General features: G+C 57.9%; 9 protein-coding genes. 3 read left to right on the top strand and 6 right to left on the bottom strand.

What is annotated here, in order from left to right; all coding sequences use genetic code 11:
* Nucleotides 1-22: 22 nt before the first annotated feature.
* Genes ACUN8H_RS01190 through ACUN8H_RS01180 form a run of 3 tightly spaced genes read right to left on the bottom strand, consistent with a single transcriptional unit; the run spans nucleotide 23 to nucleotide 3,539 of the window.
* Nucleotides 23-505 carry a MarR family winged helix-turn-helix transcriptional regulator gene (locus ACUN8H_RS01190; protein ID WP_445530371.1) on the bottom strand — a complete coding sequence of 161 codons (483 nt, stop codon included), beginning with the start codon at nucleotides 503-505 and terminating at the stop codon, nucleotides 23-25.
* The gene (locus ACUN8H_RS01185; RefSeq protein ID WP_445530370.1) at nucleotides 502-1,257 is read right to left on the bottom strand and encodes an SDR family NAD(P)-dependent oxidoreductase; all 756 of its coding nucleotides are present in this window, start codon (nucleotides 1,255-1,257) and stop codon (nucleotides 502-504) included. Before ACUN8H_RS01185 ends, ACUN8H_RS01190 begins: the two co-directional genes overlap by 4 nt.
* On the bottom strand, nucleotides 1,254-3,539 hold the full coding sequence (locus ACUN8H_RS01180) for a bifunctional salicylyl-CoA 5-hydroxylase/oxidoreductase (protein ID WP_445530369.1): 2,286 nt from the start codon (nucleotides 3,537-3,539) through the stop codon (nucleotides 1,254-1,256). The genes ACUN8H_RS01185 and ACUN8H_RS01180 overlap by 4 nt, the downstream gene beginning before the upstream one ends.
* Nucleotides 3,540-3,944: 405 nt before the next feature.
* Here ACUN8H_RS01180 and rsd point away from each other — a divergent pair, with 405 nt between their 5' ends.
* Nucleotides 3,945-4,433 carry a sigma D regulator gene (gene rsd / locus ACUN8H_RS01175; RefSeq protein ID WP_445530368.1) on the top strand — a complete coding sequence of 163 codons (489 nt, stop codon included), beginning with the start codon at nucleotides 3,945-3,947 and terminating at the stop codon, nucleotides 4,431-4,433.
* Nucleotides 4,434-4,490: 57 nt separating this feature from the next.
* On the opposite strand, the gene ACUN8H_RS01170 is transcribed toward rsd, so the two are convergent.
* Nucleotides 4,491-7,562 carry an efflux RND transporter permease subunit gene (locus tag ACUN8H_RS01170; protein WP_445530367.1) on the bottom strand — a complete coding sequence of 1,024 codons (3,072 nt, stop codon included), beginning with the start codon at nucleotides 7,560-7,562 and terminating at the stop codon, nucleotides 4,491-4,493.
* On the bottom strand, nucleotides 7,546-8,667 hold the full coding sequence (locus ACUN8H_RS01165; RefSeq protein ID WP_445530366.1) for an efflux RND transporter periplasmic adaptor subunit: 1,122 nt from the start codon (nucleotides 8,665-8,667) through the stop codon (nucleotides 7,546-7,548). The genes ACUN8H_RS01170 and ACUN8H_RS01165 overlap by 17 nt, the downstream gene beginning before the upstream one ends.
* Nucleotides 8,668-8,910: 243 nt before the next feature.
* Between ACUN8H_RS01165 and ACUN8H_RS01160 the strand changes: the two genes are divergently transcribed.
* Nucleotides 8,911-9,885, top strand: coding sequence for a malate dehydrogenase (locus ACUN8H_RS01160; RefSeq protein ID WP_445530365.1), 975 nt, complete (start codon nucleotides 8,911-8,913; stop codon nucleotides 9,883-9,885).
* Between the two features lie 189 nt (nucleotides 9,886-10,074).
* Here ACUN8H_RS01160 and ACUN8H_RS01155 read toward each other — a convergent pair whose 3' ends face one another.
* A complete protein-coding gene (locus ACUN8H_RS01155; RefSeq protein WP_445530364.1) occupies nucleotides 10,075-10,731 on the bottom strand; it encodes an HAD family hydrolase in 657 nt (218 codons plus the stop codon).
* Between the two features lie 233 nt (nucleotides 10,732-10,964).
* Between ACUN8H_RS01155 and rppH the strand changes: the two genes are divergently transcribed.
* Nucleotides 10,965-11,456, top strand: coding sequence for an RNA pyrophosphohydrolase (rppH, locus tag ACUN8H_RS01150; RefSeq protein ID WP_445531067.1), 492 nt, complete (start codon nucleotides 10,965-10,967; stop codon nucleotides 11,454-11,456).
* The last annotated feature ends 6 nt before the right edge of the window (nucleotides 11,457-11,462 follow it).

Genomic DNA, 11,462 nt, shown 5'->3' with positions numbered 1-11,462 from the left:
TCTTGTTCTCGCCTGTCAGTGATTAGTGGGTATCGTCTAGAGAAGCCGGTAAGCGGTGGAGCAGCTCACCGATATGGTGGGCATCCTCTTCGGTTACCCCTTCGAACAGCGCGTTGATCCAGCGCTCATGCTCAACGGCCATGGCGCGGAAGCTTTCGCGGCCAGCGCCGGTCAGGCAGACCCGCGTGGCGCGCCGGTCGCCTTCAATGGCAATGCGCTCCACGGCGCCATCCTCCACCAAACGGTCGATAATGCCGGTGACATTACCGTTAGAAACCCGTAGCCGCTTGGAGAGCTCGTTCATCTTTAACCCCTCTTCACTGGCATACAGGGCGGCCATGACATCAAAGCGGGGGAGTGTAGAGTCGTGCTCGGTGCGCAGCCGCTCACGTAGCTCGGACTCCACTTGACGGGTCACCCGCAGCATGCGCAGCCATAAGCGCAGGCGCTCCTTGCTCAAGCTTTTTTTGTCCTGGCTTTTTTTATCCAAGCTTCCTGTTTTCATACTTCACCCCCTGAGATCGAGATCGCCTGGCCGTTGATGGCGCCGCTGTTCGGGCCGCACAGCCATAGGGCCGTCGCGGTGACCTCCGCGGGAGTGACTAAGCGCCCGGTGGGGTTGGTAGCTTGGAAATGGGCGGTGGCCTGCTCGGCTGACTGGCCGGTTTTGGTCACGATATTCTCAACACTGGCGGCCAGCAGCGGTGTATCGGTAAAGCCGGGGCAGAGCGCATTGACGGTCAGGTTGCGGGTGGCGGTTTCAGCCGCCAGAGAACGCACCAGCCCCACCACGCCGTGTTTAGCCGCGCAGTAAGCGCCCACGTAGGCGTAGCCCTTCAGGCCAGCGGTGGAAGCCACGGCAATCAGTCGGCCGCCGTCGTTCAACTGCTTCAGCCCCTCACGCAGCGTTAGAAACACCCCACCGAGGTTGACGTTCAGCATGTGCTGCCACTGCTCGAAAGAGGTCTTGGCGAAGGGGGCGCTTTCCGCTGCCCCGGCGTTGGCGATCACGATGTCGACGTTGCCCAACTGCTCGAAGAGCGCCACCATGGCGGCTTCGTCGGTGACATCGACCACCGCAAAGTGAATAGCGCTATGCTGCTCGGCGACCGCTTGCAGGGCAGCCTCCCGGCGGCCGGTAATGATGACCTCGGCGCCCGCCTGGGCAAAGGCCAGGGCCATATTGGCGCCAATGCCACTGCCGCCGCCAGTGATCACAGCGCGTTTGCCGGCCAGATTGTTATCAGACAGCGTCATACCCAGCCCTCGCCACGTTCAGCCAAGCGCTGTAGCTGATCAGCTCCGGCCCGGTAAGGCGCGGGCCACGCCACTTCGCGATCCCCTAGCCCGGCAGCCACGTGCAGCAGCCAATAAGGGTCGGCAAGGTGCGGGCGAGCGATACAAACCAGGTCGGCGCGCCCCGCCATTAGAATCGAGTTCACATGGTCGGCCTGATAGATATTGCCCACCGCCATGGTGGCAATCGATGCTTCGTTACGAATCCGGTCGGAGAAGGGCGTCTGGAACATGCGCCCATAGACAGGTTTGGCCTGAGTCGAGGTTTGCCCTGCGGAGACATCGACGATATCCACCTCCGCGTCGCGTAGCCGCTTGGCGATTTCGACCGCATCGTCTGGGGTGATGCCTTCATTATCACGCCAGTCGTTGGCCGAAATACGCACAGCAAGCGGCTTATGGGCGGGCCAGGCATGGCGCACTGCGTTGATCACCTCCAACGGATAGCGCAGCCGGTTGTCCAGTGAGCCGCCATACTCATCGTCACGGTGGTTGGTCAGCGGGGTAATGAACGAAGAGAGCAGGTAGCCGTGGGCAGCGTGAATCTCGATCATGTCGAACCCGGCGCGGTCGGCCATGTGGGCGGCACTCACGAACTCGTCGCGGATCCGCTCCATATCGTCGTGGGTCATCGCCTTGGGCACTTGGTTGTGCTCTGACCAGGGCTGTGCCGAAGCTGCCATTATTGGCCAGTTGCCCTCGGCAAGCGGGGCATCCATCTCCTGCCAGCCAAGCTGGGTCGATCCCTTGGGGCCCGAGTGGCCAATCTGGGCACACAGTTTGGCCTGGGTTTCCGCATGTACAAAATCACACAGGCGTTTCCACGCCGCTTCATGTGCTGGCGCATACAGGCCAGGGCAGCCTGGAGTAATGCGTCCCATGGGACTAACGCAGGTCATTTCGGTATACACCAGCCCTGCGCCACCCTTGGCGCGCTCGGCATAGTGGCTGAAGTGCCAATCGGTCGGGCAGCCATCAACGGCCTTGTACTGCGCCATGGGAGAGACCACGACGCGGTTGGTCAGCGTCATGTCGCGCAACTGGTAAGGGGCAAACATCGGCGCGCGGGCACTGCCCGGATTGCCCGCTTGGGTTTGGAACCAGCGCTCGGCGCTCTCCAGCCACGCCGGATCCCGCACCCGCAGGTTTTCATGGCTGATGCGTTGGGAGCGGGTGAGTAACGAGTAGTTGAACTGCACCGGGTCGAGATCCTGATAGCGCTCCACCTGCTCGAACCACTCGGTGGAGTTGCGCGCTGCAGACTGTAGGCGAAGCACCTCGAAGCGGCGCTCCTCCTCGTAGCGGGCGAAGGCCTCTGCCATAGTGGGTTCACTGTGCAAGACGTTGGTCAGCGCGATGGCACTCTCTAGGGCGAGTTTAGAGCCCGAGCCAATCGAGAAGTGCGCGGTAGCGGCGGCGTCGCCCATCAGCACCACGTTATCGAAGCTCCAGCGCTCGCAGAGTACTCGGGGGAAGTTGATCCACGCCGAGCCGCGTAGGTGGTTGGCGTTGGTCATCAGCGCATGGCCGTCGAGATGCTTGGCAAAGATGCGCTCGCAGACTGCTATCGCCTCCTGCTGGCTCATTTCGCCAAAGCCAAACGCCTGCCAGGTGGGCTCGCTGCACTCGACGATAAAAGTCGCGGTGTCCTGATCGAACTGATAGGCATGGGCCCATACCCAGCCATGATCGGTCTTCTCGAAAATAAAGGTAAAGGCATCGTTAAAGGTCTGGTGCGTACCCAGCCAGACGAACTTGCAGGCGCGTACATCAATATCGGGTTGGAAGTGCTCGGCATAGGTTTGGCGGGTGCGTGAGTTTAAGCCATCGGCGGCGAGCACCATATCGAACTCGCGCCGGTACTCATCGACGCTGGTCTCCTGGATATCGGTTTCAAAGCGCATTTCCACACCCAGCTCACGAGCGCGCTCCTGGAGCAGAATCAACAGTTGGCGGCGGCCAATGCCGCAGAAGCCGTGGCCGGTCGATACGGTTTTGACTCCGTTATGCACCACGGCAATGTCGTCCCAGTAGGCGAAATGCTCGCGAATACGTTCGGCACTGACTGGGTCGTTGGCCGCAAGGTTGTCCAGGGTCTCGTCGGACAGGACCACGCCCCAGCCGAAGGTATCGTCTGCCCGGTTGCGCTCAAACACCACGATCTCATGGGAAGGGTCCTGCAGTTTCATGCTAATGGCGAAGTAGAGGCCGGCGGGCCCTCCGCCCAGGCAGGCGATTCTCATTTTTGTTCTCCATGGGAAAGCTCACTCTTTTTTGAAGATAGGAGAGGGAGTAATAAAATTCAAGCTTAAATTGTTTAAGTTTAAAATATTATTTATACCTACATTTGTTTCCTCGGCTACCGCACTACTCGCAATGTGGCCGTTAAGATGAGAGCATCAATATTCCCAACGCGAGGGTAGGCTACCTAGCTTTATAAGGGTGCTTATCTGTCATAGAAGAAAGCGTTATGGCGAACGAACATTTAGTACCATGGAAACCGTACTTGCCGGGATTGACAGCGATAGTCGAAGGCGCGACTCTAACCCTGTTCATTGTCCTAAGCGGCTGGTTGTTAACGCTGATAGTTGTTAACCGATAGTAGTTAACTAATAGCAGTTAAAAAGGTGAGTTAAGGAGAAAGCCCCATGCTCGAAGATTGCAAAAATGCCCTGGAGCGCTGGGGAGGCGTGCACACTCTGATCGATCGCTGGCTAGATCAACGTCGCCAGCTATTGATCAGCTTCATAGAGTTGAAGGAAGCGTGTGACGCTGAACTGGAAGCAGTAAGCAAAGCCCCTATTGATACTTTCAGTGAACAGTTGATGGACTATATCAGCGCCGGTCACTTTGAGATTTATCCTCAGTTGTCGGAAGAGGCGCAGGCCTTTGGCGATGAGGCTGCGCTAGTGATCGCCGGGAAGTTGCTCGAGCGGCTGGAAATGTCGACCGAGATGGTCCTGGAGTTTGATACTGATTTCGGCTCCACCCTTAGCTGCGAGCAAAATATTGCCCGGCTACCTGCCTGGATCGACCGTCTCGCCCGCGGCCTCACCGAGCGTTTTGCCTTGGAAGACCAGCTTATCGCGCGCCTGCACGCCGCGCACAGCCCGCAGAACGCTAAAGCACCCGCTTAGTTTTAAAAGGTTTAAAAATGTCTAAAAGCGCCGTTTACCGGCGCTTTTTGGCATTTTTCACCCTCTTCGCCGTAACTTACCCCCAATCACCAACATACAAGGCGTGAGCAATAGCGTGAGCGCGGTGGCGAAGGTCAGCCCGCCGGCGATGGCGCTCGACATCTGCGTCCACCACTGGGCGGAGGGCGCGTTGAAACCGAGTGCGGGGGAGAAGAGATCAACATTGATCCCCAGCACCATCGGCATTAACCCCAGTACCGTGGTAATCGCCGTCAATAACACCGGGCGCAGACGCAAGCAGCCGGCTTCCAGCGCCGCCTCGCCGGGCGTCATGCCTTCTTCCCGCAGCTCGTTGTAGGTATCGATCAAGACAATGTTGTTATTGACCACGATACCCGCCAGGGCAATCACGCCCATTCCCACCATGACAATGCCAAACGCCTGCCCGGTAATCAGTAGGCCCATGAGCACCCCCGCGGTGGAGAACACAATCGCCGACAGCACCAATCCCGCCTGGTAGAAACTGTTGAACTGGGTCACCAGAATCAGCGCCATCAAGCCGATCGCAATCATGAAGGCGCTGGCTAGGAACTGCATCGACTCCTGCTGATCCTCCTGTTCACCCGCCACATTGACCATCAAGCCGTCAGGCAGGCTGTCGCTGTCTGCTTCAAGCAGCGCACGCAGGCGCTCGTCGGCGAGATAGCCTGGGGCGAGATCTGCATCAATGGTAATCGCCCGGCGGCCATCGATACGGTTAAGGGTGCCCACTTTCGGCGCCGGCTCCAGGGTCACAAAATGTGAAATCGGCACCTGGCCCCGCTGGGTATTGATGGTCAAGCGTTCAAGCTGATCGAGCGAGCGCCAGTTTTGCGGCAGGCGCACGCGAATATCCACCTCATCGCTGACTTCGGGTGGCCGATAGCTCGCGACCTGAAGGCCGGTGGTGAGTAACTGCACGGCACTACCAATGGTGGTGACGTCGGTCCCCATGCGCGCCGCCGCTTCCCGATCGACGTTCACTCGCCACTCTACCCCCGGCAGGCTACGGTTATCCTGAATGTCGGTGAAACCGCCCAGCTCGCGCATCAATTGGGTCAGTTGGTTAACCCCGGCATCGGCCACGTCGGGGTTGGTGGCACTGACTTCAAGCACGATCGGCTTGCCGCCGCCGGGCCCCATCTCCTGCTCCTGAAACTCTAGCGTAATGCCGGGAATATCTTCCGCACGTTCTGCCATCTCAGCTAGGATCGCCTGGGCGGGGCGTCGCTCGTGCCAGTCGATAAACTGGAATTGCAGCATACCGATCACATCGCTGCCCATTTGCTCGTTGGGCACCGCAAATGAGCGCGCATAGAGCGCCCGGACTTCGCTCATGCCGGATAGCTTGGCTTCCACTCGCTGTACGATGGCGTCGGTCTCTTCCGCTGAAAAATCGCCCCTAGCGCGCACCAGCACCTGGGCGCTGTCGGGCTCCACGGCTGGGAAGAAATCGATGCCGTGGTTAAAGCGGGCGTAGCCTGTATACAGCAGCACCATCAACAGTATCGTCACCAGCAGTACCCAAGCGGGGTGCTTGAGCAATCTAGCCAGCACATGGCGGTAGCCACGCCCGAACGAGGTAGTCGATTCGTCATGCTTAGCGTCGGTCTGTTGCACGGCTGGGCGGGTAAATAAACGCCCCAGTGTAGGTAGAAACACCAGCGCCATGGCTAGCGATGCCAGCAGGCACAAAATCACGGTCGCGGGCAGGTACTTCATAAACTGGCCCACCACACCGGGCCAGAATAGCAGGGGAATAAATACCGCCAGCGTCGTGGCAGTCGAGGCAATCACCGGCCAACTCATTCTTGAGGCGGCGTTGAGCCAAGCCTGATGAGGTGTTTGGCCATCGCGCAGGTGGCGATCGGCAAGCTCACTGACTACGATAGCGCCATCCACCAGCATGCCCGCCACTAAGATTAGCCCAAACAGCACCACGATATTGAGCGTAAAGCTAAACGCCCAGATGAGCAGAACGCCGGTTAAGAACGCGCCAGGAATGGTGAGGCCGACCAGCAGCGCCATCCGCCAGCCCATGACCGCCACCACGACAATCAATACCAGCACTACGGCGGTGAGCACGTTGTTGAGCAACTCGGAGAGCATATTCTCAACGGTGGTCGACTCATCCAGAATGGTGGTGAAACGCAGTTGCTCGGGGAGTAAGTCATCGGCTGCCGCCAATCGCTCGCGCACCGCATCAATGGTGGCGATGATATTGGCCCCGGCACGCTTGGAAATTTCTAGCACCACTGCGGGTTGGCCATCAATGCGGGCGAAGCCTTCCGGCTCTTTATAGGTGGGGTTAATCCAAGCCACATCGCCAAAGGTGACGACGCGATCTTCATCTACCTTGACCGGCATGTTCATGACGTCCTCAAGGGACTCAATAATGCCGGGAACTTTTAGCGCCAACCGCCCCGCACCGGTATCCAAACTGCCGGCGGCGACCAAGCGATTATTGCGCGATACTTGATTGAACAGCGCGTCGAAATCGACTCCATAGCTCTCGAGCACCAGCGGGTCCACGACGATTTCCAGCAGGTCTTCTCTTTCGCCAGCAATATCGACTTCCAACACATCGGCGATGCCTTCGATCTCTTCCTGCAGTCGCCGGGCAATCGTCATGCGTTCGCGGGTATCCAATTGCCCCGAGAGGCCGATAGTCAACACCGGGAATTCCGAGACGTTGACCTCCATTACCCGCGGCTCATCGGCCTCATCAGGCAGCTCACTACGGGCAATATCCACGCGATCACGCACATCGGTCAGCGCAGTATCGGGGTCAAAACCAGGGTCGAACTCCAGCGTGATCGAGCCATGCCCCTCGCTTGATTGGGCGGTAAACTGGCGCAGCCCTTCAATCCCGCGCAGTTCCTGTTCCATGGGTCGAATCAGCAGCCGCTCGCCATCCTCGGGGCTTACGCCCTCGAGCGACAGCGAGACATAAATCATCGGGATGGTGACGTCGGGGTTGGCTTCTTTGGGAATCATCTGCCAGGCAGTGATGCCCGCCAGCAGCAGGCTCACTAACAGCAGTAACGTGGTCCGCGTGTGGGCGAGCGCCGCATTAATCAACTGGCGCATGAGCGCTATCCTGACCGCTCGGCGGTTGTGAAATAGTGGCTTCTTCAGTAGGCACCGGCGTCACCACTTCGCCGACATCTACCATCCCCGCGCCCAGTGTGATCAAACGCAGCGGGTCGGGGAGGCCGGTGACATAGGCGCGCTGAATATCGGCGCTCACCAGTTCCACGGCGGTCTGTTGAACTTGGTCATTCGCATCCATGTGTTTGACAGCCAGTTGGCCTTCGCTGTTTAGGCTGAGTAGTGCTGGGGAAAGTGTGTGCACTTGGCGTGGAGGTAGGGTAATCGTCAGCTCCGCGCTACCGCCAGCAAGGCGCTTGCCGGCGGGATTATCCAGCGTGGCTTCGATATAAAAAGTGCGTGTGGCCTCTTCGGCGCGGTGGCTAATAAAAGTCAATTCGCCCTCTAAATGGTCGCCATTGAGTAATCGTGCGGTGACCGGTAAACCCTCGCTCAAATCACCTACCTGTTGCTGGGACACCCAAGCCGCGCCCTTCAAACGTCGATCATTCACCAGTTGGCCCCACTCTTCCCCAGGTTGCAGCAAATCGCCCAGTTCCACCTGCACGCGGTTAAGCACGCCGTCAAACGGCGCGGTGGGGCGGCTGTCGTCCAGCTGTTTTTGTAGCTGAGCGACCGAGGCGGCGCTGGCGCTCAAAGCGCTTTGCAAACGCAGCAGCTCCGGCTGCGATATCAATTCGCGCTGGCGCAGGTTACGCGCACCGGCATACTCCGCCTCGGCCACGGCGAGTTCGTCCTGGGCTTGCTGCAGTTGCTCGGGCAGGGCGTCGTTATCCAATACCAGTAAGGTGTCGCCTTCTTCAACGCGGCTACCCTGAGCCACCGGCTTTTCAGCCACAAAACCCGCAACGTTGGCGCGTAGTGTGGTTTCGCGTGCAGCGGTCAACTGGCCTTGAATGATTTGTTGGGGAATAAATGGCGTGCTTTGCTGCACTGAAATCTCTACCCGTGGCCCTGACTCGCTGCGGGGAGAAGCATCCGGTGCGGTGGTTTGAAAACGCTGAAAATTACCAAAAGCGAGCCATATCACCAGTGCCAGCACCAGTAGGCTAGCCAAGGCGTAAGAAAACGGGATTCGTCGCATGGGGGCGTCCATGTCCTTAGCATTACAAGAAAGGAGGGCGTTAAGCCGAAGACACCATAGCGTAACTCGGCCTTTTCAGCGAGGGTCAGGCCGCAACGAGTAGGGTAAGTGTGGTAAATGGGTAGTCGTCTCATGTCTGATTGAGTTTTTGCTCGACTGGGCATACCATCTTTGCGTCTTGAGTTCTGTTGAGCCACTCCTCAGGCGAGAACCATCCCTAGGCGAACCTATCAAGGAGCAATGATGAAAGATCCAGTACGTATTGCGATTACCGGCGGCGCCGGTCAGATCAGCTATTCTCTCATTTTCCGCATCGCCGCTGGCGACATGTTGGGGCCGGATCAGCCTGTCATTCTCCAGCTTCTGGAAATTCCCCAGGCAATGGACGCCCTGAACGGCGTGGTAATGGAAGTCAATGACTGTGCCTTCCCGCTAGTACAAGACATCGTTGCCACCGACGATCCGAATGTGGCGTTCAAAGACGCCGACTTCGCCCTGTTGGTCGGTGCACGTCCGCGTGGTCCGGGTATGGAGCGTAAAGACCTGCTGGAAGCCAACGCAGCGATCTTCTCCGTTCAAGGTAAAGCATTGAACGATCACGCTAGCCGTGACGTGAAAGTACTGGTCGTGGGTAACCCGGCTAACACCAACGCGCTGATTGCTTCCTGCAACGCGCCGGATCTGGACGCAGGTCAGTTCACCGCCATGACGCGTTTGGATCACAACCGCGCGCTGACCCAGCTGGCGCAGAAAACCGGCAAGCACGTCACTGACGTCGAAAACATGATCATCTGGGGCAACCACAGTGCCACCCAGTACCCGGATCTGGCCCAGTGTAAAGTCGACGGCAAAGCAGCGTTCGATCTGGTTGAGCGTGACTGGTACGAAAACGACTTCATCCCCACCGTGCAGCAGCGCGGCGCGGCGATCATCAAAGCACGTGGCGCCTCTTCTGCCGCGTCTGCCGCCTCTTCCGCCATCGACCACATGCACGACTGGGCGCTGGGTTCCAAAGGCATCGTCAGCATGGCGATTCCGTCTGACGGCAGCTACGGCATCGCAGAAGGCATCATCTACTCCTACCCAGTGCGTTGCCAGGGTGGCAAGTATGAAATCGTTCAAGGCTTCGAAATCGACGCTTTCAGCGAAGAGAAAATGAAAGCTACTGAGAAAGAACTGCGCGAAGAGCGTGCTGCTGTTGAGCACCTGCTCGGCTAAACGCGCTCGCTGACGCTTTTGCGCTAGCGCCAGTCAACGCCAAACCCCGCAAGCTTAGCTTGTGGGGTTTTTTATTCGTTGTGATTTAGTAGCGCGCAACGGTGCCGGGGTTGGCTTGTATAGGTAGAGAGGGTGGGATGCCTCTGGGCGTCGTTCCGTCGCCTCCCTCGGGTGCCTCGCCCCTATCCCTTAATCCCGTAAACTCATAATCCGCCATTGGCGCTCTTCGGCGACTTTGCGCAGGGTATCGTCGGGGTCTACCGCGACGGGGTGGTCGACTTTCTCAAGCAGGGGTAAATCATTGTGGGAGTCGCTATAAAACCAAGCGCCGTCCAATGAGATATCCTGCTGTTCAAGCCACTGATTCAAGCGGGTGACTTTGCCTTCACGGTAACTGGGAATGCCGGACACACGCCCGGTATAGCGCCCCTGGTTCACTTCCGGATTGACAGCAATTAGGTGATCAACACCCAACCGCTCGGCGATCGGCGCAGTGATAAAGCGATTAGTGGCCGTGATGATCAGCAGCGTGTCGCCTTTGGTGCGGTGGCGGGCTAGTAGCTCTTCCGCTTTGGGCAGGATGCTAGACTCGATTTTGCTGGCCATAAACTGCTGATGCCAAGCCGAAAGCTGCTCAGGGGTGTTGTCGGCCAATGGTTTGAGTGCCATTTCCAGAAAGGCGGCCATATCCAGGGTGCCAGCATTGTAATCGGCCATGAAGCGCTCATTGGCTTCCCGATAAGCGACTGGGTCGACAGCGCCTTGTTCGAGTAAAAACTCGCCCCAGGCATGATCGCTGTCGATGGATAGCAGCGTATTATCCAAATCGAATATGGCCAGACTCACGGCGCTCCCCTTTTTAATAAGTGATAGTGATGATGCTTGATCGTAAAAAATACGCTAGTTAGGCAAATAGCGGTGGCGGATTATCGCAGAGTCGCCATGCCATTCCCACCAACGCACGTTCTTCGCTCTACGCTGATACGCAACCATTCATCACTTAGCGTTATATTGTATTGATACGCTTGTCTCCCTTGTGGAAAAATGGGGACAACTGAAAATTTATGAAGGTGATGTCCGTGATCGACGCTGACGGCTTTCGCCCCAATGTTGGCATTATCATTGCCAATAGCCAGGGGCAGCTGCTTTGGGCGCGTCGGGTAGGACAAAATGCGTGGCAATTTCCCCAGGGGGGCATCAATGCAAGCGAGACGCCACAACAAGCACTTCTTCGCGAGCTTTACGAAGAGATCGGCCTAACCGCCGATGATGTTGATGTTGTTGCCTGCACCCGGGGCTGGCTACGCTACCGTCTGCCACGACGTATGATTCGCACACATTCGCGTCCGGTCTGTATAGGCCAGAAGCAGAAGTGGTTTTTACTTAAAATCCGTTGCCAGGAAAGCCAGATCTGTATGACGGCGACCCCAACACCCGAATTTGATGGGTGGCGGTGGGTGAGCTACTGGTACCCGCTAGGGCAGGTAGTGCCTTTTAAGCGAGAGGTATATCGCCGTGCGCTGCGAGAATTGTCTCCCCGCGTTCAGCGCTTGGCACAGGATGAAGATTAGGGCAGC

The sequence above is a fragment of the Vreelandella sp. V005 genome (assembly GCF_052645115.1).
This window is presented reverse-complemented; position numbering and strand designations above follow the sequence as displayed.